The sequence below is a fragment of the Streptococcus sp. DAT741 genome (genome assembly GCF_009866825.1).
GTDB classification, from domain to species: Bacteria; Bacillota; Bacilli; order Lactobacillales; family Streptococcaceae; genus Streptococcus; species Streptococcus ruminantium.
On the sequence record NZ_CP019557.1, the window covers coordinates 1,013,461 to 1,037,548 of the forward strand.

Here is a 24,088-nt window from a genome sequence, read left to right on the forward strand (position 1 = left end):
CGAACAAATTAGTTTGCTAAACTTGCCCAATTTGTTCGATTTTTTATTTTATAGGCTAATAAGTAGTATGTTTTCTTTTTCAAGGAATTTGTAAACAGAAAGTTTTTCTTTATAAACTTTTTACATAATTTATTTTATGCAAAATTATAATTTATCCAAAGCATTTTTCTGTTCATCATTGACAATGTGAGTATAGAGGTCTGTAACCTGAGTATTGGCATGACCTAATTGATGACTAACAAGAACTTGTGACTTTGTGGCATCATAAAGGCGTGTTGCAAGCGTGTGTCGGAGCTTATGGGGAGTCACACGTATTTTAAAATCTGAGGAGTATTTGGCTACCATTTTCTCAATAGAAGAAGCGTCGATACGATTAGGAAGCCCACGGTATTCCGATAGAAAGAAGGCAGTATCTGCTTTTTCAGCCTTGTAGCGTTGCTGACGGATACTCATATAATTCTCCAAATAGGGCTTGGCAAAACCGGCTACATTTACTGAGTCGCGCTTGCCACCTTTACGCGTAACTTCAATCATCATCATTTTGATATTAACATCACGGAGATCTAAATTGACAGCCTCGGATAAACGGACACCAGATGCTAACAGAAGGGCTAGAATTGCTAAGTCTCTTTCTTTATTTTTTTGAAAAGAAGAGAGGGCTCGTTTGGATAATTTAGCTTGATATTCATTTTCTACATAGTCCAGGAATTCCATGGTCTCATCACCTAAAAAGAGCTTTTGTTTGATGTTTTCTGCCCGTGCTGCTAAGGTTTCTTTCTTTTTCTTGGTGGATACCTTTTTCATAACATTGCGGTAGAAGTAGGGTTCTCCTTGCTCATTCTCCACCTCTTCAGTCAAATACTTGAAGAGACTAGAAAGTGCCGACAGAGTACGGTTAATGGTGGTCTGCGACACGCCATTCTGCGTGGTGTTAGCATTTAATAAAGGGCGCTCTCGTAGATAAAGAATAAAGGCCTCCATATCTTTCTTTGTCAGATGTTCAAGCGCCTCCAATGGGATGTCAGCAATCTGTCTAGCAGACACCAAGGCAGAATCTTGTAGCCATTCAAAGAAACGTCGATATTCTTTCAAGTATTCGTATAAAGTTGTAAAGCTGTAAGGAACAGTTAGCTTAGATTGATAATACTCCAGCACATACCAAGGCATGATGGCTTTTAATTGCTCAATTTTCTCTAATAACAACTCACGTCGCATAATTTTCTCCTGATTTTTTACTTATTGGTAGTATAGCATAAGTCTATATAAGTTTCAAGAAAATTATAGTTTTTCGGAAAGATGTTTGTGAGTAAATTACTATCATAACCAAAAAAATTTTTTTCACCGCTTTCACTAAAAATGTACAAAACTAGGACTTATAATGACGGGAAACCGGATTTCTCAATATTTCCCATTTCGAGTAAAATGTACATAATCAAACGGAAAACTAAAAATTTTTTTAAAGTCCATTTTGAAAAAATGTACATTTGAATTTTATTTTTGCTTATGACTAAAGTATTTTGTAACGTCTCAATTATAGTCTCTATTTATTTCTTATTATATTTAGAATACACACTTCTAAACTTATTCCTTTAGGAAGGAGTGCAATTTTCTCCCCATAGTTTTGGTTCATCAGGAAATATATTATCATGTGTCTTAAAATAATACTCTCTCACTACTTCAACCCACTTATTTATCATATTAGCCGCCAACAATGCATCACTGGAAGGGTATAAAGTTAAAAATAGGGTTGTAAGTTGTGCTAAAGTAATAGCCGAATGTTCACCTGGAGTCGTTAAACCAAAATCTGTGCGCCCGACAGTAATGACCTCCTCGTTTCCGATTGTACCAAGTCTATTAAAGGTGCCTTGAGATGAGGGATGTATAACTTCATTGGCTAATTGATATTGATGTTGCCACAAATTTGCAGGAAAACTTGCTTTATTCTTTATATCATCAAAACGAATAAATTTCTGTTTAGAATCAAATTCACCACATGCTTTAGCCCAATCATACCTGTCTTCTGAATTGCGGGAAGAAATAAAGGACTCTGCTACTTTTTCTCCATATTTTGAGATAAATGATGCAATAATATTTAATTCATAAAGTGAGCGCCATCTAGCATAGGCACCATCAGCAAAACCATTCTTCATTAACGTAATAATCTCTAAAAATTGTTGAAGCCCTCTTCCGTGGATATATTTTAAGGCAGTATATGTCTGAATTGACTTCTCTTTTTCCTCAGCGTCTAATTCATTTACAAATTCAGAATAATCTCTTACAGCTTCTAAGACCATCATATACATAGCTTCAGAAGTCACAAAAGCACTAGACCATTCTTGATTTATTCGTGCAAGTATTTCTGTTTCTTCATTTCTAAAAAATAGTGAATTCTCATGCATTATCGTTTTAGCATCATCCACCATTTGATCCGAAACGTCAATAAGCATTGTTTGATATAAATCTGAAAGGTCAGCCTTTTCGTATTTCTCTAAAAAATTATCAATTTCTTCTTGATTAGTTAACGTACTTATTTGTTCTTCAAGTACCTTATTTAATGTATCTGTAAAAAACTTTTCGAATCTATCAGCCATTATTGCTCCTACTGCTTAATTCTCTAAATATAGACTGCTCTATACTCTTGCAACTTCTTGTTTAAAAATCTACCCACTTTAATGTCATGATTGTTAATCTGAGATAATCGTTCATCATCTGATGAAATTTGGGGTTTCTGAATGAATTGCAAATCTTTAGAGGATAAATTTTCTCTTAGAAATCTATTGAATTTTTCTCTTTCAAAATCATTTTCAAAAACTAAAATAACTTCTAAAAATCGTCTCTTTGAAATCGCAGCCTCATGGTTATCTGAATCAAATAAAAATTCATGTATATCCCATTCAATTGAGTCACGAGTAAAGTATCTATACGATAAGGAATCTTTTGTAATGCGAGCATTATCTAAGAATTCCCACTTAGGTATGGAAGTCATATATCTTCCTGAATCCATAACAATCATTTCATCCTCATACAATATCGTTTGATGGTATTTAAATTGATATTTTTTAAAATAATGATTTGAATTCATTTGTGTATGAGCATAAAATACATCTCGATTACGATCTTCAGAATCATTGTCTTCTTCAAATGTAAATTCAGGAAACAACTTATAGTATTTTCCGTTTGAATTATTTTCCCAAGAGCTCCTATCTTTTATATAACTGCTTAATTTATCAAAAGGTAAGAGATCTAGCCCAAATCTTTTACGCCATAATAATTCAACTTCATGAGAAGAAGCGATGCTACTAATTGGAGTATTGCTATCTTGTCTTCTAGTATAAATAACTCCTGGTAATATTTTTGATTTATCTCGGGTGAATTGTTCTTCAAGATAATAAGGAACTTGTTTTGAGTTGTATATAACTAAAACATCAATTTCATTATCTTCAATCTGAATAGTTTCTAGTTTAACAAAAGGAGAGATACCGCCAGCAAACTTTTGATTTCTAAGCATATCGACAATGTCAGCTTGGCTCTTTCTATTTTCGTCATGAGAAATACCTTTTATTTCTCCATCATCTGCAACACCAAATATTAGGTATGCATCTCTATTAACTAAATTATTTGCTAAACAAATAATATCATGAACAAACTTTGCATTGTTAGAATGATATTTTTCTTTATAATCCCAGTAACTTCCTTCTCGTTGCATTTTAATTAAAGAAAGTATTTCATCTTCAAAACTAGTATCCATTTGTTACCTCATTTCATAACATTATACACTTCTTATTATACCACTAACGCAGTAAAAACATATAGACTATATCACTACGGTACTCCTCTAAAATCTACACAATATTATCTTAAAAAATGTACATTTGAACTCACTAACTTCCTAATATTTTCTACTTCATTTTGTACAATTGAATCTCTAACCAAGCTACAATCTCCTCATCCAATACTGTACTTTATTAGTGTTTAAAAAAAAGTACAAAATAAAAATAAAGTACATTTTTTAATCAATGTACTTTATGCTTCTATCCCAGTATTATCAAGGGTTTAGACCATGTTAGGTCAATTGTTCATAAATTTTTAGTTTTTTAACATTCTAAGCTCGTGTAATAACCTAGAATTGGGTTATATGTCTTTTCAGGTTTCAAGTTATTTGTATGCTTCTAGAATCTGATTTTAAAATGCTTCTAAGCAGATTGTCAGCGGTCTTGTGACCCAAATGTTATTATTTGTTTGAGCGTTCTAGAATGGTTATTTTATCTACTGTTAAAATATAATGTTCCATCAGTTGCTGAATAGTTTTCTTTGTAGTATTTTTTCTTGTAAATTGTCATAGGAACAACGACCAGTAAGTTGGTTTTTGTTGATAAGTCATTTCATTTATAGTATTTAATAGGTAGCTTATCTCCAGATTACGAAATCATCATATAAAGACTCTTTTCTATTTTTATAAAAAATTACATAATATATATTATGTAATTTTTTAAAGTATCAATAAACCATAAACAATCAAAACACTAATAATGCTAAACAAAGAGCCGATTAGATAATACTCAGCAAATGCTTGGTTCTTTGAAATTTTATCGTAACGTGCAATGGATTTTGCTGTGAAGACAAGACCGATAGCAGTAAATTGTCCAAGAAGCAAAAAAATTCCCATAATCAAGCGTTCTAATTGCCCTATCAAGGCTCCTGCACCGCTAATTGTTGATTGATTAGCTTCCACTTCTTCCACCTGAACCTGATATTTACTGAAAAATAGCTTGAAAATAATGTTGACAGGCTTGGTAAGTAAGATGATGAAGAGGATTCGGACAAGCAAGAAAGCGCTAGAGTTCCAAAAAGAATGCGTAGCTACATTTACCCCTATCGTTTGATAAAGAATGAAAATGCAGCTAATATGCAAAAACTGATCCAATAAGAAAGCTACAGGCTCCCAAGATGATTTTATCCAATGATGTTTGTTGAGGAAATACTTGAGGTAATCAATCGCAGCGTGACTTAGCCAAATTTGGAAAAATAGATCTCCATTTTGATTTGGTGTGAGGATTGTTAAAATAAAAAGAGGAAAGGCGACAAGCAATAGATGGATAGCGAAGGCAGTAAATTCTCTTTTTTTCGCATCTGCTAGCCTTTGGCTTTGCAATGTGAAATCACTCAAAAAGTGTGCGATAAGAAGAGCAACTAGAACTGGTTCTTGGATTAAATAGCTAGATATAATAGAATAATTCATGAGCTTACCCCTCTTTTTGGCTTAGTTGCAAGATTAGATTCATAACAGTTTGACGATTTCGTAGATAGATTTTTATCCCACTTGATTTTAAACGTTTAGTAAAAGCACTTGGGCTCAGTTTCATCTTTTCAGCGATTTGTTTTTGCTTAAAATCTTCCTGGTAAATGTTATTGGTCAATAAGGTTTCAAACAATTCCGCCTGGGAAGAATTCCAGGCTGCTCTTATGAAATCGCTGGAAGTCAATAAAGGATTGATAACGTGGTCAATTTGCTTGTATTCGGACGAAAATGCTAGCTGACTGGTACCATAGTCATTATTATCATGGATAAATTCAATCGCTTTGCGTGCTTCCCAGTAAGCTGGACCATCTGCTCCGATACTTTGTCGAGGGTCAATCGTTGTTAAAATACCTCCCAGGCCAATTCCAAAGCGAATCTCTAACTCCCCTCGAAAAGCTATTTGTATTCGATCAATCATAAGAAAGATGTAAGGATTTGGTTTGCAGAGTGCCTGAAACTCATCTCCCTTTGTAATAGTAAATGGAGAGGCAAATTCACGAGAATAAGAAAAGTTGATTACTTTTAACACATTTTTTAAGCGTTCTTGAACGGTAGAACGATTTGAAGTCTGTTTTGAGTTGATAATATCACCGATAATGGCTATATAATTCATCAGATGTCCTCCATTCTTCTATATATGTCCATTTTACCAGACATTTTCTGATTTGTCCATCAAAACGGACATTTTCTGGTTTGTCCATCAAAACGGACATTTATTAAAGGGCTAAAACATTAAAATAACTTTTCAGCTACTTCTACTTTTCATTTTTGAAAAATATATTGCAATCATGAGATAGGATATCTTAAAAAAGAAGAGATTTATGTACTGACCCCAAAAAGTTGGACAAGAAATATTATTGAAAGGATTTAGTTCTGTATTGAACAGGGCTAATTGAGCTGTTGTTAGGAGAATATCTAGTCGGAATCCTCCCTCAACCATTTCTCTAATTGTTTCTGCCTTTCTCTCGCTAAGGCTTCGTCCCTGAGGCGCAGTTCCCTCAACTTTTTTAGATAGGCCACCTCAGTTCGTAGACGTTCATTTTCTTCCTGAAGTCGCTCCAGTTCTGTCATTTCTTCCCAAGTTTTCTTTGGTTTACGTCCCATTTTAGGTATCCTTCCTCTTGGTTTTTCAAGAATAGTATACCCGTTTTTCTTGTATTGCGCTATCCAATTAGGCAGTGTCCCTATATTTGGCAGTGCATAATCCAGTGAAACGTCTAGTTGAGAACGGCCTCTTAGTAGGACTTCGTTGATGATTTTCTCTTTCAGCTCTGGTGAATAGTAGTTGTTTTTCCCTTTTTGGGCACAGTCTAAACCATGTTTGTCAATCAGTCGGACCAAGTATTGTAGATGAACCTTAGTCACATTAAATCTTTGGCTGAGTTGTGGCCAAGTCCAACCTAATTGTTTTAAGTGATAATAGATTCCAACTTTATCGTTAGCGTTTAATTTCATAAGAAAAGCACCCCAAACGTTAGATTTTGTGTCTAACTTTTGGGGGGCAGTACATTATTTTCTCTTCTTTTTTGCTTTTTTAATTTTATTAGCTTGGCGCTTCATGGCTTGTTTCATGGCAAATTGTCCTATTTTTCCCTTCAGACCTCCGCCAAACATTTGAGACATATCAGGCATATCAGAATTCCCCATCAATTGACTCATGTCTGGCATATCAGCTCCTCCCATCATTCCCTCAAGGGCTGACATATCCATACCATTCATATTAGGCATATTTTTAGGGAGATTATTAGGATTGATTCCCATCTGTTTCATCATTTTATTCATATCACCAGACATGACACCTTGCATCATAGTCTTAGCCTGATTGAAGTCTTTGATAAACTTATTGACTTCTACAAAGCTGTTTCCTGAGCCATTAGCAATACGACGACGACGGCTAGGTGTCAATAAATCTGGATTTTCCCGTTCTTCTGGTGTCATAGAGGATACAATCGCACGCTTACGGGCAATTTGCTTTTCATCCACTTTAAGATTTGCCAAGGCAGGATTGCCAGCCATACCAGGAAGCATCTTTAAAAGTTCTTCCATAGGTCCCATATTTTGAACCTGATCCAACTGGTCAATGAAATCATTGAAATCAAAGGTATTTTCTCGCATTTTCTCAGCAAGTTCCAATGATTTTTTCTCATCATATTCTTTGCTAGCCTTTTCAATTAAGGTCAGCATATCTCCCATACCAAGGATACGTGATGACATACGGTCTGGATGGAAGGTTTCGATATCAGTAATTTTCTCGCCTGTACCAGTAAATTTGATTGGCTGACCAGTAATATGGCGAACAGATAAGGCTGCACCGCCACGGGTATCCCCATCAATCTTAGTCAAGATAACACCGGTAATAGCCAGCTGATTATTAAACTCACGCGCAACATTAGCAGCTTCTTGACCAATCATGGCATCCACAACCAAAAGGATTTCATTTGGTTGTGCAAACTCTTTGATTTCTTTTAGTTCAGTCATGAGAGCCTGATCAATTTGGAGACGACCGGCCGTATCAATCAGAACATAGTCATTGTGATTGCTCTTAGCTTGTTCCAAACCTTGACGGACAATTTCAAGAGCAGGAACTTGGTTTCCAAGCTCAAAGACAGGAACGTCAATTTGTTGACCGAGCGTTTTTAACTGGTCAATGGCTGCTGGACGATAAATATCAGCAGCAATTAGCAACGGACGTGCATTTTCTTCCTGTTTGAGTTTGTTAGCTAATTTTCCTGTAAAGGTCGTTTTACCAGCACCTTGCAAACCAGCCATCATGATGATGGTTGGAATTTTGGGTGATTTGATAATTTCTGATGTTTCAGCCCCCAAAATAGCTGTTAATTCTTCATCAACAATCTTGATGATTTGTTGGGCTGGGTTCAATGTTTCAATGACTTCGTGTCCAATCGCACGCTCACGAACTTTTTTGATAAAATCCTTTACAACAGGCAGAGCAACGTCGGCCTCTAATAATGCCAGACGAATCTCTTTGGTAGCCTCTTGAATATCACTCTCTGCAATTTTTCCCTTACGGCGCAAATTTTTAAATACATTCTGTAAGCGTTCTGTTAAGCTCTCAAAAGCCATATTTTCTCCTTTTACTCTCTATTGTCAATACTATTTAGAATGGTGATTTTTTCCTTCAAATACGTATCATTGGGATAGGTATTAAGAATGTCATCAAACACCTGACTGCGAACGACATAATCAGAATACATGTGCAATTTCATTTCGTAGTCTTCTAGCAATTTTTCTGTTCTCTTAATATTATCGTAGACTGCTTGACGACTTACCTGAAATTCCTCTGCAATCTCCGCTAGACTATAATCATCTGCATAGTAGAGTTCAATGTAATTCATCTGTTTGTCGGTTAGCAAGGCAGCATAAAATTCAAATAAGGCATTCATTCGATTGGTTTTCTCAATTTCCATAAGTTCTATTATATCAAAAAATCTGTCTTTAATAAATAAGAAATGGCACAATCCTTTTAACAGAAGTTCTTCCTTTCACAAGTAAACAGTGAAAAACAAATATTCGCTACAGAAAAGAATAGTAAAATGGCAAATTGTATTGTTTTTACATAATTATTATTACGTTAATTATTTTCCAAATAAAACTCAAAACGTTCGCCTACATATTGGCTATTTACAAACTCAAATGCTTGACCATCTTCCAGATAGGAGACCTGTTTCAGGGCAAGAATCGCTTGGTTCTTGGCAATTTGTAGGTACTGAGCGACCTTTTCATTTGCCAATCGAGCAAAAATTGTCTGCTTGCTGGTACCAATCCGGTAACCATTCTTTGTTAAAGTTTGAAAAAAATGGTTGGTTACTTCTTCTTTTGGAACATGTTTTATCAACCGTTCAGGAATACAGGCCACCTCGTACACTACGGGAATATTATCTGCGTAGCGAACACGCTCCATCCGCACTATATATTCACCCTTTCCTAACCCTAGTTGTTCTATCTCTTTATCTGTTGGCTTGGTTCGGACATACGACAAGAGTTTGCTCGTCGGTATTTTCCCTTGAAGCTGGACAATTTCGGTAAATGAGGTCGTGCCCCGCATCTTTTCCTGCACCCTCGTATTTGCTACATAGGTACCGGATCCGACTTTTCGTTGCAAGATTCCTTCTTCAACAAGCAGGGTAATACCTTGGCGAAGGGTCATTCTAGAAACACCAAATTCTTCTGCTAAGTCGCGCTCGCTCGGTAAACGTTGTCCAATTTTCCAAGTTCCACCGTCAATTTGATCTTTTATCTTATCGTGAATAGTGATGTATGCTGCTTTCATTTGTCTAGCCTTTCTAGCTTCTAGTTTACCAAAAATAAAGACGTTTGACTAATCTAGACTGGTTTCTATTTGGAAAAGATTGCTAGACAAACAATGTGAGTAAAAGAACTAAAATAAACGGTGTAAAACTAAGAAAAATACGAACACTCAATTTAAGAAAATCACTCATAGTTTGGAAAACAGATATTTAACAAATATGGTTTGGAAAATGTTCGTTTTTATGGTAGAATGAGTAACGATATTTGAATTTTATTCAAAATAAAGGGGTAAAACATGACAAAACAAGATGTTCAAAAAATCATTGTTCTGGATTATGGTAGCCAGTACAATCAGCTCATTTCACGTCGCATTCGTGAATTTGGTGTCTTTTCAGAATTGAAAAATCATACTATTACTGCTGAAGAAGTTCGTACAATCAATCCAATCGGTATCGTTCTATCTGGTGGCCCGAACTCTGTTTACGCAGAAAATGCTTTTGATATTGACCCGGCAATTTTTGAATTGGGGATTCCAATTTTAGGAATTTGCTACGGAATGCAATTGATTACTCATAAATTAGGTGGCAAGGTTGTGCCTGCCGGTGAAGCTGGTAATCGTGAGTATGGTCAATCCAACTTGCAGCTAGAAGCTGAATCAAAACTGTTTGCCGGCACTCCTGAGAAGCAACTAGTTCTCATGAGTCATGGTGATGCTGTGACAGAGATTCCTACAGACTTCCACTTAGTTGGTTTATCTGCTGACTGCCCTTATGCGGCCATTGAAAATACAGAACGTCATATTTACGGTATCCAATTCCACCCGGAGGTTCGTCATTCTGTTTATGGGAATGACATCTTAAAAAACTTTGCTTTTGCTATCTGTGGCGCTAAAGGTGACTGGACGATGGAAAATTTTATTGAAACAGAAATTGAGAAAATCCGTCAAACAGTTGGAGATAAGAAAGTCTTGCTTGGTTTATCTGGTGGAGTAGACTCTTCTGTCGTTGGTGTCCTTCTTCAACGTGCTATCGGAGACCAGTTGACCTGTATCTTCGTTGATCATGGCCTACTTCGTAAGAATGAAGGGGATCAGGTTATGGAGATGCTAGGCGGCAAGTTTGGTCTCAATATTATTCGCGTTGACGCTGCTAAGCGTTTCTTAGATTTACTTGCAGGTGTGTCTGATCCTGAGAAGAAGCGTAAAATCATCGGAAATGAATTTGTTTACGTTTTTGATGATGAGGCAAGCAAGCTGACGGATGTCGAATTCTTAGCTCAAGGCACTCTCTATACAGACATCATTGAATCTGGTACAGATACGGCTGAAACTATTAAGTCCCATCACAATGTTGGTGGTTTACCAGAAGACATGCAGTTCAAATTGATCGAACCATTGAATACCCTTTTCAAAGATGAGGTGAGAGCACTTGGTACTGCTCTTGGTATGCCGGATGAGGTTGTTTGGCGCCAGCCATTCCCAGGACCAGGTCTTGCTATCCGTGTTATGGGTGAAATTACCGAGGAAAAACTTCAGACAGTTCGTGAGTCTGATGCAATCTTGCGCGAAGAAATCGCAAAAGCTGGTCTAGATCGCGATGTTTGGCAGTATTTTACGGTTAATACTGGTGTACGCTCTGTAGGAGTTATGGGAGATGGTCGTACCTACGATTACACTATCGCCATTCGTGCTATTACTTCCGTTGATGGTATGACCGCTGACTTTGCTAAACTTCCATGGGATGTCCTTCAAAAAATCTCCGTCCGTATCGTAAATGAAGTTGAACACGTCAACCGCATCGTCTACGATATTACAAGTAAACCACCCGCAACTGTTGAGTGGGAATAATATAAACTATTCGAGAAGCCTTGTGAAATAATGTCTACAAGGTTTTTCTTTTATTTTTGACAATAAATTTGACATAAAATCCCCCTTAGCTGTGTCTCGATGGTGCTAAGGGGGAACCTTTTTTGAGAATCAACGCATTTGTATGTGTTTCCTAAGAGTTCTTTTGGCGAAGCAACAGCACTATTGCGACTAGTAAAAATGGCAAAGCTGCAAGCATGCCCATCGGTGCAGGTCCTAGTAATCGTGCAGAGCCAGTATTAGTAAGACAAACGGACAAAGGTAGAGCTGCTACTGCATTGATTGCACCGTGGAAAAGTGATGGTATCCATATACTTTCGCTTTTTTCATACAGCCAATCGTGCAGAATTCCCCATCCAACCGTGATGGCACAAAAGAGAAGCATACCAACAATAGGAAAACCAATATACCCATTTTGATTTGCTGTAGCCGCTCCATATTCATAACCAACTAGCCAAATGAGAGGCCAATGCCACATTCCCCAAATGATACCCCCTATAATCCATCCCATTCTTCTCCCTAATTTGGCTTTTAATTGAGGATATAAAAATCCACGCCATCCAATCTCTTCGCCTAGTGCTATAACCATATTGACGAATGGTGCATAAGTAATGCTACTGATGAAGCTCATTATGATATATAGGGGATAAGAAATACCTAGCGACTCCATCTGCTTAATAGCCTCTACGCCTCCAGTTACTACCAGATATTTTCCACTTATATCAAAATGCGTAGGAAAAATCATGAAGTATAAGCAAGCTCCGAGCGTTACTAGGACGATTGGAGCAAACCATGCTATCATAATGAATCGAAGGTTCTTCCGAAACTGCACCTTCCAGCCCATATCGCCTAACTTGACTCCTGAAATTAGCGCACCAATTGTAGGAACAAACATCATTCCTGTAATGATTAGTTGAGCAAATATGGTATTACCATTATTATAAATAAACGAGGCACCTATCTGTATGGCGTATGCAAGAAGAAATGTCCATATCAGATACTTCATCATCTGAATTTTATTGTATCTTTTCATTATGTGTCATCCTATCTCTTCTTGTGATTCGGCAGCAATCTCCACGCAGAAACCGTGATGGTTACAAGATGAACAAGTGAGTTTTCGCGTGGTATAGGTATGCTTGGCCCATAGTCCTTCCTTAATGGTTGGCTGAAAAACTGTATGACATTGTGGACAGATATAAGCCATCTTTTTGAAATACCAACGGCAAAACCAAATGATATATGGAACCACAACAATAACCCAGACAAGGAATAGCCACCAGATTCCCTTTGTGAACCATAAGATAATTGATGCCCACTGTAGAATACCGAGTGGTAGCGCACCAACTATCATAATGAGGCGGAGATTCCTCAGTTTCTTCCTGTTTGTCATAGTATATGCTATGTCACCGATAAATTCGATGGAAAATTCACTCACATTTTTAAGTCTGGTCTTCAGTTCGGAAATTTTATGTAGCTTCTCCTCCCGCTCGATAACCTCTCTCTTCAATATAGCTTCCTGCTGATTTAAAAGTAGAGAGATAATGCTACCGGGATCTTCCTCAGAAAGAATCTGTCCGATTGAGTCCAGAGAAAGTCCTAGTTCACGAAGAAAGCAGATAATTTTCATACGCTTTACATCATCTTCAGAGTAGAGCCTTCGTCCACCTTCTGTCAATTCACTCGGAACAAGAATACCACGGGTATCATAATATTGAACTGTTCTGACTGTCACTTCACAAAGTTTTGCAATTTCCCCTGTCGTGTATTTTGACACAGCTTTCACCTCCTTTATGCTAATAATAGCATATAACCTAGCGTCACAAGCAATACCTGACGTTAGGTTATGTTATATTTATTTGGAACACTTGCAATCACTGTCAAAAAGTAATTGTCTTATTAGGACATTTGTAACCTGCACTGCATACCTTCATCTTGTTCTGTATTTTTTATAAGGAAAAAGTACAAGTTGTTTTTCTTATCGTTTCATTATAGCGTATCATTGAAAGCTGTGTCTATATTTTCCTAGTAATTATTGCTAAAAAACGAAAATAGAACTTAACTCTGTCTAGCAACAGAACTAAGTTCTATCTCATTTTATGATTAGACAATCGCTATTGAATAATTTTTATCACCTGTTTATAAATAGCATTTGCAGTTAGTCCATATTCTTCCATCAGGTAGTTTTGTTGTCCGACCTGTCCGAATCGTTCGTCAACGCCAACACGGTAAACCAAAGTATCTTTAACTGTTGCCAGTAGCTCACAAATTGCACTGCCTAAACCGCCGATACGATTGTGATTTTCTGCTGTGATGACAGGTTTTCCCACAAGAAGATTTGTTACTTCTTCGTGAATTGGTTTAATACGAAAAAGATCTATCACTTGTACAGATATTCCTTCTTCTGCTAAACGGTTAGCAGCGAGTATAGCCTGTTCTACCATAATACCGCTAACGACTATAGTTGCATCTGTGCCGTTGCGTAAGATGGTATAGCCCTTACTGAAGTCCTCATCTCCTATATAAAGAGGAAATGGCCTTTTACGGATAGTTCGGATGTATTTGAGACCACCTATCTCTAAGGTTTCCTCCAAGATAGCTCGGAATTGAATGTCATCACTTACTTCATAAACTCGAGCATTTGGAATCAGGCGCATCAGTCCTAAATCTTCAAAAGGCATATGGGTGCCACCATTCATTTCAGCAGATACTCCAGCATCTGAACCAATAATAGTCGCATCAAGCTTAGCGTAACCAAGTGATAAGAATACTTGATCATAAACACGACGACTGGCAAACGGTCCAAAGGTATGTAGATAAGGCTTATAACCTAAAACAGATAATCCCGCAGCCACACCGACCATTTCCTGCTCCATAATGCCTACATTGATATAGCGACCACCATAAGTAGATTGTAATGTATTGGTGGACATAGAACTAGACAAGTCTGCTTCTAAGACAATGACCTGTTCGCTCTCTTTGCATTTCTCAGCTAAGAAATCACTATAGATTAGACGCATTTCTCTACTTTCTCTCATGTCCTACCCTCCAATTCCTTCTCCAAATCCTGCGCAACTTTCTCTAAATCTATTAGTAAATTGCCAGCAAGACGTAGGTGGTGGTTGTTTTCCATATTTTCAAGGAGAGGGACCCCTTGTCCTTTGATAGTATCAAGTACGATACACTTTGGTTTGTTGGAACGACTTGTTTTTACGGTTGTGATAGCATTTAAAATCGCTACAATATCACTGCCATCCACTCGTACTGCTTCCCAGCCAAAAGAAATAAATTTCTCCACAAAATCAAAAGTTTGACAGATATCTACTGTACGACCATCTAGCTGTTTCTTATTGTCATCAACAAATAGAATGAGATGAGATAATTCATGGTGAGCTGCAAATTGAGCAGCCTCCCAACATTGTCCCTCATTCAACTCACCATCTCCTACCAATGTATAAGTATAGTAAGGGAAGTTGGCAATTTTTTGACCGTAAGCAACTCCTGTGGCCACACTCATTCCTTGGCCCAAAGAGCCAGTTGTCATGTCAATCCCGGGAGTGAGATTACGATCAGGATGTGAAGGTAGACTAGTCCCGTTACGATTGAGCGACCACAAAAAATCATGATCAAAGAACCCTTTCAGATAAAGTGCGCTGTAGAGTGCTGGACCTGCATGCCCTTTAGAAAGGATAAAATGGTCTCGCTCTCGAGATGAAAAGTTTTGAACAGTGATATCCATTATTTCACCATACAGAACTGCTAAAACTTCCACGATAGATAAACTGCCGCCATAATGACCAAATCCAAGCTGGTTGAGGGTTGCTATTGTATGATAACGAATTTCATCCGTAAATTGTCGTAGCCTCGCTAGCTCTGCTGCCATATTAAACCTCTTTCTTATTTTTGGAAATAATAGTCAGTACTAGCATTAGTGCAAGAACAGCGAAAATACCAATAGATATTGTTGCCATACCACCATTTTTGGCTAAAACACCAAGGAAAATACCTGATAGCCCAAAATCTGCATCAGAGAATGTAGAACCTGCAAAGCCGAGATTTCCCAAAACTGGAAGTAAGAAGACTGGTAAAAAACTCAATAAAATACCTTGAGCAAAAGCTCCAACAATAGAACCACGAATACCACCAGAAGCGTTCCCTATAACACCTGCTGTTGCGCCGCAGAAAAAGTGCGGCACCACTCCTGGTAAAATCACTACGCTGCCTGTTACAATCATAACTGCCATACTGACCAAGCCACCGACAAAACTAGAAATAAAACCTATCAATACTGCATTAGGAGCGTATGGATACACAATTGGACAGTCAAGAGCTGGTTTGGAGTTCGGTACCAATTTTTCAGAAATACCTTTAAAAGCAGGTACAATTTCTGCCAATATTAACCGTACACCAGAAAGAATAACGAATACACCGCCGGCGAATGTACCACCCAATTGTAGTGCATAAACAAGACTGTTTGTACCATTACTCAATGTTGTTTCAATCCAGTCACCACCAGCGAAAAGAGCAACGATAATGTAAATAATTGACATTGAGATAGCGATACTGACAGTTGAATCACGTAAGAAGGCCAAACCTTTAGGGAATTTGATGTCTTCAGTTGATTTTGACTTGTCGCCAACCAAGCTACCAATGAAACCACTGAGCCAGTATCCTAAGGAACTAAAATGCCCAAGAGCAACTTTATCATTGCCTGTCAATTGAATCATATATTTGTGAACAAAAGCAGGTGACAAGGTCATGATAATTCCTAGAGCTAAACCGCCCATAATAATGAGTCCTGCTGATGTAAAACCTGCTACCGTCATGATGACAGCAATCATACAGGCCATGTAGAGGGTATGATGACCTGTCAAAAATATGTATTTAAAACGTGTAAAACGTGCAATTAAGATATTAAAAAACATACCAAGAAGCATAATGAGAGAAGTTGCTGTCCCGTATTCAGTCAATGCAAGTGCTACGATAGCTTCGTTGTTTGGAACGACACCTTGTAAATGAAAAGCGTGTTCAAACATGGTTCCAAATGGATTGAGGGAAGTTTGTAAAAGTGTTGCTCCACCACCAACTACAAGGAAACCAACAAAGGTCTTCAAGCCACCTTTAATTAGTTCGGATGCGGGCTTCTTTTGAAGTCCCAATCCTAAAACTGCAATCAAGGCAACTAGAATTGCTGGTGTCTTTGCAATATCAATTAAAAACTTTAACATACTCTTCTCCTTTACAATTTTTTCACTTAAATCAAATCTTTTTCCTGACAGATGGTGGTTACAAGCTCTCTCAGTTCATCCATATCAATAATGCTATTGAGCGAACGAACATCCCCAAGATGACTAGCAGAATCTGCCAAGTCACGACCAACAATCCATACATCGGCATCTTGTGCTGTTGCTCCACCAATATCATAATGCTCGACTTCAACATCTGCTATGCCTAAATCACGCAAGATTGATTCAATATTCATTTGAACCATAAAACTTGATCCCAATCCTGAGCCACAGGCTGCTCCAATTTTTAACATTTACCGTTCCTCCTTTAATAAATCTGCAATCTCAATGAACTCTTTTGAGTCAGTAAGTTGTTGAATAGTTGTTGTTTCTCTTAATATAGCTGTCAAATGTGACAAAGCTCGCAGATGGGTGTGATTATCTACTGCCGCAATGCAAATCAGCAAGCTAATCTCATGAGTAGGATCGTCTAATAGGTGAATGGGATATTTTAGGCTCAGCATAGACATGCCGACTTCCTTAACACCATCTTCTGGACGTGCATGAGGGATTGCTACTCCTTTTCCTAAATCAATAAATGGTCCTAAATTTTTTACCTTATCAATCATGGCATCAATATATCGTTCTTCGACTTTTCCCTGCTCAACCAGAGGTTGTGCAGCTAACGAAATAGCTTCCATCCAAGACAATTTTTGTTCTGTGTAACGGTAGGTGTCTACCGTAATCAATTCAGCTAACATCGGACTCCTCTCCCTTCCATTAGGTATTCTTTCATTTAAAAATTGTACAAGTTCATACTTTAGAGCTGGCTCGCGATGAACAGTGGCGTACCTACTGATAATGCTAAGCAATCGCTCAATCTCGATAGGAACATAGCCAGCGTTAACAAATTGTTCACTGACTAAATGAAAGAGCTCTCGCTTTTGTGCCAAAGTCATTAGAGTAGGAACTAAGAAAAAAGGACGTTGTGTCTCCAACTTAATTGTTGAAAAAATCATATCATAGTTGTCTTCAATGGCTCCTTCAAGATAGGCTAAAGAATGTAGGTCTGAGAAGCAAATATTAGGAAAAAGTTGTTTAAGATGCTCTTTCACAATCAAGGATGAACTTACTCCATTAGGACAGACCACCAAGGCTCGATAATGAAACGACCGGTCTGTAGCGGCTTCTATATATCCTCCAAAATGGATAACGAAGTAAGATACTTCACTGTCTGGAACATCAAATCCTAAATGATTTTCTAAAGGTCGTAAAGCCTTCTTAACAATTTCGAATAAATCCTTGTGTTCTTTTTTTACCACATTGGTATAAGCATTTACATTGACTAAACGTGATGTCAAACGTGCATAGGCCGGTATTAAATGTCTCTCCAGTCCTTGGATTAACTCCTTGCGATGCTTAAATTCAATCAAAGACAAACGTTCCATTTCATCAACAATTTCCAATGTTAATCGATGGAAGAAATCATTTTCACCACTAATTTGTCCCTCTAAACATCCCTGTAATAGATGGGTTAGATAAGCAACCCAAGATTCTGACAACTCCTGATGCGTCTCTAATCCCCTCCACAGTTCACGCACAATATCCTGAGGGAAGGGTGAAACTATGTCTGTAATATCCTTGTCTACTCGTTTTTTGCGGATAGAAAGATATTGAAGGAAATAGAGAAACTCATCCAGGCGGTCTTCCAAGGCTGACAACTGGTAAAAATGACAAAGGTGCTGACTAATCTGTTTGAGATTTGTAATGTGATTTTTTTCCTGCCAAGCCCTGAGAAGATAGTCCATAGCCCATATCCCAACGGAAGATCGTAAGCAACTACTAATTGCATAAAGTGCTAGACGATGTTTATTTTCTTCCTGTCCGATTAAATGGTAGCCGTCCGATCGAGTATAGGCAAGAAAAATATCAAAGCGACTGCAAACATTTCGCACAGCTTTAATATCAGCTAGAACAGTGTTGCGACTAACCCCCAACAAATCTTGAAAATGATTATTGGAAACAAATTCTTTTCGGATGAAGGTATAAAGGTAAAGAAGCATTTGTCGCTCCTCTTGCGACAAATAAATCTCGTGGCTCCGCAACCATTCAAAAATCTCTCGCTGGTACGATAAAAGTGTTTCGGGAACTTGATATAGTCCCCCTTTAAAATAGATGGGTTCATATCCTTCTCGCTCTAAAAGTTCGTTTACTTCTCGTAAGCCAACCAATACATTTTCCTTATCAACTCCTGTCTGAACACTTAATTCATAAAGACTCATTTCTTTATTAGCAAATAACTCTATGATAACAGCAATGGTACGATTATCCATTTCTCTCACCTCTTATTTTCATTTTATTCTTTTTTGAGCCCCTTTTCCAGTCTCTTTGAGTCCAATTTACACTCGTTTAGAAAACGCTCTCATTGTACTCAATAGAAATCGAGTAGAAAAATTATTCTCTTTCGTCTGTAAATAGCTGACTAATTGCCGAAATCCATCTCTATTCTCATTGTCTTGATATGTTGAATGATAAGGTCATAGAGGGAGACTTTATATCAAAACGACAGAAGATATAGTGAACACAGTTTGTATCAATGAGTCATAAACACCATCTAATATTTTTTTGAGTTCAAGCATTAGCTTAAAATAGATGGCAAGATGAGTTCAAATATTAAAGTGTCTCCTCATCTGCTAGAGAGAGCCATAAAGACTAAACTAAAAAGAAACAGCCCATGAGACCGTCTCCTTATCTTAAATGTATAATTCCGAAGCCCTTTATTTACATATGTCTGTACGCTTCAGGACAATTTTAAGGTTGATAGATAATCTGGTAACCAGCATTAACAATCACTCCGTTTTGATAAACTGTGTAACGGGTGTTATCGTTTCCTTCCAAAACATTGTAAGGTATAGACTCCGTTCGTGTATAATTCCCTTCGGTTACCCTCCAATTGTTCTTGCCTAAAATCCTATTTGCGTAATCAACTGTTTTGGGACCACTCTCTAATTGAACACCTGTTTCAGTATTTTTTAGTGGATCTATACCGCTATTAGCTGAATTCGATAGACGATAAAAGGCATCTGCATCAGCGCCTAACAATCCATTTTTGGCCACAATTCTATCACGGGAAGCATCTGTTGGGGCTGTCACTCCACTTGCAAGGAAAGAAGAACTCAATGTGGTACCTTTGGGAATCATAAGAAGGTCAACTTCTCCAACGCTTGAATCAACATAGCCAGTTTCAAAAATCCCATCCGTTATTTTTCCACGACCTAAAAGATTACGATTCTCATCAACTAAACCTTTGCTATTAAACACCAAGGTTTCCCCTTTACTATTCTGCCAAGTACCGAGAATGCTGTCATAATTCCCCTGCATTAGTGCATCAATATCCATAGAAAGTAGTGATAACTCTCTGGGTACAGTGGATGAAATACTTGAACTAGTTGACTGATGTTCAGTGTTTGATGAACTTCTTGTTGTCTTTTCTTTTCCCATGTGACAAGCAGAAAAAACGATAAGAGTAAAGAGTCCCAGTAATGCCAGAGGATATTTTTTCTTCATCTTGTCCTCGCCTCCTTATTCCCTATGAATCGTAAAACCAGTAGCCTGCTTCGTCGCCATGATAGTCATATCTGAAATCTGTACATGCTTGGGTTGATTGGCAACAAATAGAGTGCAGTTGGCAATATCTTCCGCTTGTAGCGCTTCGATTCCCTTATAAACAGTAGCTGCCCTTGCTTTATCACCATGGAAACGAACCTGACTGAAATCTGTTTCTACGATACCAGGTTGTATGGTAGTGACCTTAATTTGCTTATCAATTGTATCAATGCGAATACCATCTGATAGGACTTTTACAGCTGACTTTGTTGCAGCATAAACTGCCGCTCCTGCGTAGGCATAGATTCCTGCTGTTGATCCGATATTGATGATTTGTCCATCGTTATACATAACCATTTGGGGCAATAACTGATGCGTAACAGCAAGCAAGCCCTTTATATTAGTATCGATCATAACCATCATATCCGTCAAATCATAATCTTGGAACTTATCCAATCCCAGAGCTAGACCAGCGTTGTTAACCAAAATATGAATCTGACCTACTTTCTGTAAAATACTCTGACAATGTAGGATAACCTGCTCTATATCTGTCACATCAAAAGAATAAATATAGACCTGAACACCGTACTTATTTTCAATATCTCGTTTAATCGCTTCCAATTTGTCAAGTCTGCGCCCCGTGATGATAACATTATCACCATCTTTAGCAAAAGCATAAGCAATCGCTTTACCAATCCCACTGCTTGCACCTGTAATCAACACATTTCGTTTCATCACTTTGTCTCCTATTCTCCTATTATACTACATTTTTGATGAGATTGTTTCAAATACATATTCCGAGAGGGGAAATAAGACTGTTCGTACCATCACTCCTGATGATAAATTGATCCGATACAGATACCTGCTACCTATTGTCAAAGGAAAGCTGAGCGACACTTCAGGCATTTATCAGATAAGAGCATGTCTCCAACAGAAAAAACTCATTTCTCATGAGTTTTAGACAATTTAAAATAAATTTATGAATCGCATTAAATGCATATTAAAGCGAACTTGCCGTGCATAGTAGATGTTTCCGCCATTTACATATAATTTTCCACCATTCAGCAAGGCGATTGGGTGGTAGTAGGTATAGGTTTCCTGTGTAGTATTGCCTAGACTTGGTGCCACCACGTTTTTTGAATATTCTTCTGCTAAGGCAAGAGTATGCTCGCCACCATGTTTAGCAATATAATCAATATAGGCAGGACCGAAATTATAGGCTTGTACAGCGGTCCAGACTCCTACACCTTTTTCCTCTGCTAATCGTAGTTTTTCGGTAAGATAGACTATTCCTTGACGGATACTTTCTTTACTATCTGTAATGGTATTGGCAGAACCGCTTGCCGATTCGCTGGACTGCATGACATCAACTTCTCGTCCTTTGGTTTCTGTATAAATCATTGCTAAAATGAGCTCTTCATTGGCTGATGTGTCATTTTCCGCTAATATTTCTCGAACCATAGGTTGATAAGTCATAACTTGCTTGACTGTACGATACGTTTGAAAACATTTATAGCCAAGAAAGATTAGTAAAAGAAGCATTAGTATTTTTATCAATTTTTTCATTTACTTACTCTTTATATCTTCAATATTTTTGATAAGGATGGAATAAGTTCCATTATCATTTTGAATAAATTCGACCGCTTCCGCATCTTCATAGATAGCATTTGGTACAATCAGTTCAATACCATTTGATAAAGACAACTTTTGATTTTCAAACTTTTTGAGCTGGCGGGTCTTATCAATCTCATCAAAAGACACCTTGTCTGGAATGACTTCTTTCAGCTGATCAACAAAATTCAGACGAGCAGTTAAGTTGGTATCGAACAACTGATCTGCTAATTTCTCTGGTGATAATTCGTTACCTTCTTCCAAATTGTTAAAAATAGCTGATTTTACCTTGGAGTGGAATTGGAAATCATCTTGATGAAAACTATCTGCAATTTTCTGAGCAGTTTGTTCGACAGCTTTGATTGATTTTTTAGCGGAAATAGCTGGTGTGACCTGCAGAAGATTATCTGAAAAGTAATTGAGAAAGGCACCGTTGTGTTTGATTCGTTTCTCAATCAGATGATACCTATATGTCTGAAGATTGACAATTAAGGCCTCATCTGGTGCGGTTCCTGCTCCTGGCAAGTTATTCTGTGTAATTTTTATAGGACTCCCGCTCTCTGCTCCTACATGAGCCAGACTTTCACGTAAAGAAATTCTTAAGAATGCAAAATGTTCGATACCATTTTTCTCAAAAGTGATGAATATGAGGTCATTGGTTTTGAGGTTTTCAGAGATCGAAAATTCTTCCTTCCAGAGATTTGCAATCTTGACAGAATTGGTTAGTAAATCTCCTTTCAAATAATCCAGAAAAGGATGGTTTGCTTCAAATTGTCCTGTCTTAGCTTCATCAGAAAAGACACGCTCAATTTTCTTACGCAAATATTCTTCTATTTTAGGAGTAACAGTCAAAAGCTGGTCGGCAAGGACCAGCTCAGTATCATCAGAACTAAATTGATGTATTAGGGCTTTTTTTACAAATATATCCATTATAAACCTTCGTATAGAGGGAATTGTTCTGTCAAAGCACGAACTTCCTGACGAATTTCCTCAAGAACTACTTCATTATCAGCATTTTCAAGTGCTTTGATAGTTAAGTGGGCAACCTTACGAGCCTCTTCAATACCAAAACCACGAGCAGTGATGGCTGCTGAGCCAATCCGAATGCCACTGGTTTTGAATGGTGATAATTTCTCGTAAGGGATTGAGTTTTTATTTAGAGTAATATTTACTTCATCCAAAAGATGTTGGGCAACTTTACCATTTTCAACAACTTTGGTAACATCAACAAGGAAAAGATGGTTATCCGTTCCACCTGTGATGACTTTAAAATTCGGATTAGCAAGAAAAACTTCTGCCATAGCCTTACTATTATCTATGACTTTTTGAGCATAATATTTAAAGGAAGGATCCAATACCTCTTTAAATGCAACTGCTTTGGCAGCGATGACGTGCTCTAGCGGGCCACCTTGAATACCAGGGAAGATGGCTGAATTGATTTTTTTTATGATTTCTTCATCATTTGTCAAGATCAAACCACCGCGAGGACCACGTAGAGTTTTATGAGTTGTTGTAGTAACGATATGTGCATGCGGAATTGGACTTGGATGAAGCCCTGCTGCCACAAGACCAGCAATATGGGCCATGTCAACCATCAATTTTGCTCCTACACTATCAGCAATCTTACGGAATTTAGCAAAATCAATAATACGGGAATAAGCTGAAGCACCAGCAACAATCAATTTTGGCTGAACTTCTTTCGCTTGCTCCAAAATAACATCATAATCCAAGAAGCCCGTTTCTTCATCAACATTATAAGCTACAAAGTTATAGGTTTGGCCTGAGAAACTAACAGAAGCACCGTGAGTTAAATGTCCACCTGCAGCCAAATCCATTCCCATAACAGTATCTCCAGGCTCAATCAAAGCCATATAAGCTGCACAGTTGGCTTGACTTCCTGAGTGGGGTTGAACGTTAGCAAACTTAGCACCAAAGATTTCCTTTGCACGCTCAATCGCTAAACTTTCAACAACATCTACGCACTCGGTACCGCCATAGTAGCGACGGCCCGGATAGCCTTCAGCATACTTGTTGGTCAAGATAGATCCTTGGGCAGCCATGACAGCTTTAGAAACAACGTTTTCAGAAGCAATCAGTTCGATGTTATTTTGTTGACGAGCTTCTTCTGCCTTAATTGCATCCCATACTTCTTTATCAAAGTCTTTGTAATCAACTGTATCAAAAATCATGTGCGGTACTCCTTTATAAATGATGGTA

The 24,088-nt window shown here is 37.7% G+C and carries 21 protein-coding genes and 1 pseudogene; 1 reads left to right on the plus strand and 21 read right to left on the minus strand.

Features of this window, described 5'->3' with window-relative positions:
- Positions 1-144: 144 nt before the first annotated feature.
- The 9 genes and pseudogenes from xerS to BZG42_RS04950 form a co-directional block, all read right to left on the minus strand.
- Positions 145-1,215 (minus strand): tyrosine recombinase XerS, encoded by a 1,071-nt coding sequence (gene xerS / locus BZG42_RS04910; protein WP_155996419.1) that lies wholly within the window; start codon positions 1,213-1,215, stop codon positions 145-147.
- A 374-nt stretch (positions 1,216-1,589) separates the two neighbouring features.
- Complete coding sequence (locus tag BZG42_RS04915) at positions 1,590-2,591, minus strand: DUF5677 domain-containing protein (RefSeq protein WP_120171699.1); 1,002 nt, start codon at positions 2,589-2,591, stop codon at positions 1,590-1,592.
- Between the two features lie 23 nt (positions 2,592-2,614).
- A complete protein-coding gene (locus tag BZG42_RS04920; protein WP_120171700.1) occupies positions 2,615-3,748 on the minus strand; it encodes an AlbA family DNA-binding domain-containing protein in 1,134 nt (377 codons plus the stop codon).
- A 741-nt stretch (positions 3,749-4,489) separates the two neighbouring features.
- On the minus strand, positions 4,490-5,239 hold the full coding sequence (locus tag BZG42_RS04925; protein ID WP_120171701.1) for a DUF3307 domain-containing protein: 750 nt from the start codon (positions 5,237-5,239) through the stop codon (positions 4,490-4,492).
- A gap of 4 nt (positions 5,240-5,243) precedes the next feature.
- Positions 5,244-5,912, minus strand: a complete 669-nt coding sequence (locus tag BZG42_RS04930) for a SatD family protein (protein ID WP_155996417.1) — start codon at positions 5,910-5,912, stop codon at positions 5,244-5,246.
- A gap of 273 nt (positions 5,913-6,185) precedes the next feature.
- A pseudogene (locus tag BZG42_RS04935) lies at positions 6,186-6,754 on the minus strand (transposase); the annotation flags it as partial.
- A gap of 54 nt (positions 6,755-6,808) precedes the next feature.
- Positions 6,809-8,383, minus strand: coding sequence for a signal recognition particle protein (gene ffh / locus BZG42_RS04940; RefSeq protein WP_120171702.1), 1,575 nt, complete (start codon positions 8,381-8,383; stop codon positions 6,809-6,811).
- Positions 8,384-8,394: 11 nt separating this feature from the next.
- Positions 8,395-8,727 carry a putative DNA-binding protein gene (locus tag BZG42_RS04945; RefSeq protein WP_024532737.1) on the minus strand — a complete coding sequence of 111 codons (333 nt, stop codon included), beginning with the start codon at positions 8,725-8,727 and terminating at the stop codon, positions 8,395-8,397.
- A 164-nt stretch (positions 8,728-8,891) separates the two neighbouring features.
- The gene (locus BZG42_RS04950; protein WP_120171703.1) at positions 8,892-9,590 is read right to left on the minus strand and encodes a GntR family transcriptional regulator; all 699 of its coding nucleotides are present in this window, start codon (positions 9,588-9,590) and stop codon (positions 8,892-8,894) included.
- 273 nt (positions 9,591-9,863) lie between these two features.
- On the opposite strand from BZG42_RS04950, the gene guaA reads away from it, so the two are divergent.
- Entirely contained in the window at positions 9,864-11,414 is a 1,551-nt protein-coding gene (gene guaA / locus BZG42_RS04955) for a glutamine-hydrolyzing GMP synthase (protein WP_120171704.1), read from the plus strand.
- Positions 11,415-11,565: 151 nt separating this feature from the next.
- Here the strand turns inward: guaA and BZG42_RS04960 are convergent, their stop codons facing one another.
- From BZG42_RS04960 to glyA, 12 genes are all read right to left on the minus strand, one after another.
- Positions 11,566-12,465, minus strand: a complete 900-nt coding sequence (locus BZG42_RS04960; RefSeq protein WP_227985531.1) for a CPBP family intramembrane glutamic endopeptidase — start codon at positions 12,463-12,465, stop codon at positions 11,566-11,568.
- A 6-nt stretch (positions 12,466-12,471) separates the two neighbouring features.
- Entirely contained in the window at positions 12,472-13,206 is a 735-nt protein-coding gene (locus tag BZG42_RS04965) for a MerR family transcriptional regulator (RefSeq protein WP_024532733.1), read from the minus strand.
- Positions 13,207-13,543: 337 nt separating this feature from the next.
- The gene (locus BZG42_RS04970; RefSeq protein ID WP_155996413.1) at positions 13,544-14,467 is read right to left on the minus strand and encodes a transketolase family protein; all 924 of its coding nucleotides are present in this window, start codon (positions 14,465-14,467) and stop codon (positions 13,544-13,546) included.
- Positions 14,464-15,312, minus strand: a complete 849-nt coding sequence (locus BZG42_RS04975) for a transketolase (RefSeq protein ID WP_155996411.1) — start codon at positions 15,310-15,312, stop codon at positions 14,464-14,466. The genes BZG42_RS04970 and BZG42_RS04975 overlap by 4 nt, the downstream gene beginning before the upstream one ends.
- A gap of 1 nt (position 15,313) precedes the next feature.
- Positions 15,314-16,657 carry a PTS ascorbate transporter subunit IIC gene (locus BZG42_RS04980; RefSeq protein WP_024532730.1) on the minus strand — a complete coding sequence of 448 codons (1,344 nt, stop codon included), beginning with the start codon at positions 16,655-16,657 and terminating at the stop codon, positions 15,314-15,316.
- 26 nt (positions 16,658-16,683) lie between these two features.
- Positions 16,684-16,968 carry a PTS sugar transporter subunit IIB gene (locus BZG42_RS04985; protein WP_024532729.1) on the minus strand — a complete coding sequence of 95 codons (285 nt, stop codon included), beginning with the start codon at positions 16,966-16,968 and terminating at the stop codon, positions 16,684-16,686.
- Positions 16,969-18,987 (minus strand): BglG family transcription antiterminator, encoded by a 2,019-nt coding sequence (locus BZG42_RS04990; protein WP_120171708.1) that lies wholly within the window; start codon positions 18,985-18,987, stop codon positions 16,969-16,971.
- Positions 18,988-19,465: 478 nt separating this feature from the next.
- The gene (locus tag BZG42_RS04995) at positions 19,466-20,221 is read right to left on the minus strand and encodes a DUF6287 domain-containing protein (RefSeq protein WP_155996409.1); all 756 of its coding nucleotides are present in this window, start codon (positions 20,219-20,221) and stop codon (positions 19,466-19,468) included.
- A gap of 15 nt (positions 20,222-20,236) precedes the next feature.
- On the minus strand, positions 20,237-20,995 hold the full coding sequence (locus tag BZG42_RS05000; RefSeq protein ID WP_120171710.1) for an SDR family NAD(P)-dependent oxidoreductase: 759 nt from the start codon (positions 20,993-20,995) through the stop codon (positions 20,237-20,239).
- A gap of 231 nt (positions 20,996-21,226) precedes the next feature.
- Positions 21,227-21,826, minus strand: coding sequence for a lysozyme family protein (locus tag BZG42_RS05005; protein ID WP_120171711.1), 600 nt, complete (start codon positions 21,824-21,826; stop codon positions 21,227-21,229).
- Positions 21,827-22,801, minus strand: coding sequence for a nucleoid-associated protein (locus BZG42_RS05010; RefSeq protein WP_155964153.1), 975 nt, complete (start codon positions 22,799-22,801; stop codon positions 21,827-21,829).
- Positions 22,801-24,060: a serine hydroxymethyltransferase gene (glyA, locus tag BZG42_RS05015; RefSeq protein WP_024532723.1), complete on the minus strand. Its 1,260-nt coding sequence runs from the start codon at positions 24,058-24,060 to the stop codon at positions 22,801-22,803. The genes BZG42_RS05010 and glyA overlap by 1 nt, the downstream gene beginning before the upstream one ends.
- Between the last annotated feature and the right edge of the window lie 28 nt (positions 24,061-24,088).

Excerpts from the sequence above, each read along its gene's own strand:
- glyA (WP_024532723.1), bottom strand. The coding sequence starts at position 24,060 with ATGATTTTTGATACAGTTGATTACAAAGACTTTGATAAAGAAGTATGG.
- BZG42_RS05010 (WP_155964153.1), bottom strand. The coding sequence starts at position 22,801 with ATGGATATATTTGTAAAAAAAGCCCTAATACATCAATTTAGTTCTGAT.
- ffh (WP_120171702.1), bottom strand. The coding sequence starts at position 8,383 with ATGGCTTTTGAGAGCTTAACAGAACGCTTACAGAATGTATTTAAAAAT.
- BZG42_RS05005 (WP_120171711.1), bottom strand. The coding sequence starts at position 21,826 with ATGAAAAAATTGATAAAAATACTAATGCTTCTTTTACTAATCTTTCTT.
- BZG42_RS04990 (WP_120171708.1), bottom strand. The coding sequence starts at position 18,987 with ATGGATAATCGTACCATTGCTGTTATCATAGAGTTATTTGCTAATAAA.
- BZG42_RS04930 (WP_155996417.1), bottom strand. The coding sequence starts at position 5,912 with ATGAATTATATAGCCATTATCGGTGATATTATCAACTCAAAACAGACT.
- BZG42_RS04960 (WP_227985531.1), bottom strand. The coding sequence starts at position 12,465 with ATGAAAAGATACAATAAAATTCAGATGATGAAGTATCTGATATGGACA.
- BZG42_RS05000 (WP_120171710.1), bottom strand. The coding sequence starts at position 20,995 with ATGAAACGAAATGTGTTGATTACAGGTGCAAGCAGTGGGATTGGTAAA.
- BZG42_RS04925 (WP_120171701.1), bottom strand. The coding sequence starts at position 5,239 with ATGAATTATTCTATTATATCTAGCTATTTAATCCAAGAACCAGTTCTA.
- BZG42_RS04950 (WP_120171703.1), bottom strand. The coding sequence starts at position 9,590 with ATGAAAGCAGCATACATCACTATTCACGATAAGATAAAAGATCAAATT.
- BZG42_RS04920 (WP_120171700.1), bottom strand. The coding sequence starts at position 3,748 with ATGGATACTAGTTTTGAAGATGAAATACTTTCTTTAATTAAAATGCAA.
- BZG42_RS04945 (WP_024532737.1), bottom strand. The coding sequence starts at position 8,727 with ATGGAAATTGAGAAAACCAATCGAATGAATGCCTTATTTGAATTTTAT.
- BZG42_RS04995 (WP_155996409.1), bottom strand. The coding sequence starts at position 20,221 with ATGAAGAAAAAATATCCTCTGGCATTACTGGGACTCTTTACTCTTATC.
- guaA (WP_120171704.1), top strand. The coding sequence starts at position 9,864 with ATGACAAAACAAGATGTTCAAAAAATCATTGTTCTGGATTATGGTAGC.
- BZG42_RS04985 (WP_024532729.1), bottom strand. The coding sequence starts at position 16,968 with ATGTTAAAAATTGGAGCAGCCTGTGGCTCAGGATTGGGATCAAGTTTT.
- BZG42_RS04970 (WP_155996413.1), bottom strand. The coding sequence starts at position 14,467 with ATGAGAGAAAGTAGAGAAATGCGTCTAATCTATAGTGATTTCTTAGCT.
- BZG42_RS04980 (WP_024532730.1), bottom strand. The coding sequence starts at position 16,657 with ATGTTAAAGTTTTTAATTGATATTGCAAAGACACCAGCAATTCTAGTT.
- BZG42_RS04915 (WP_120171699.1), bottom strand. The coding sequence starts at position 2,591 with ATGGCTGATAGATTCGAAAAGTTTTTTACAGATACATTAAATAAGGTA.
- xerS (WP_155996419.1), bottom strand. The coding sequence starts at position 1,215 with ATGCGACGTGAGTTGTTATTAGAGAAAATTGAGCAATTAAAAGCCATC.
- BZG42_RS04975 (WP_155996411.1), bottom strand. The coding sequence starts at position 15,312 with ATGGCAGCAGAGCTAGCGAGGCTACGACAATTTACGGATGAAATTCGT.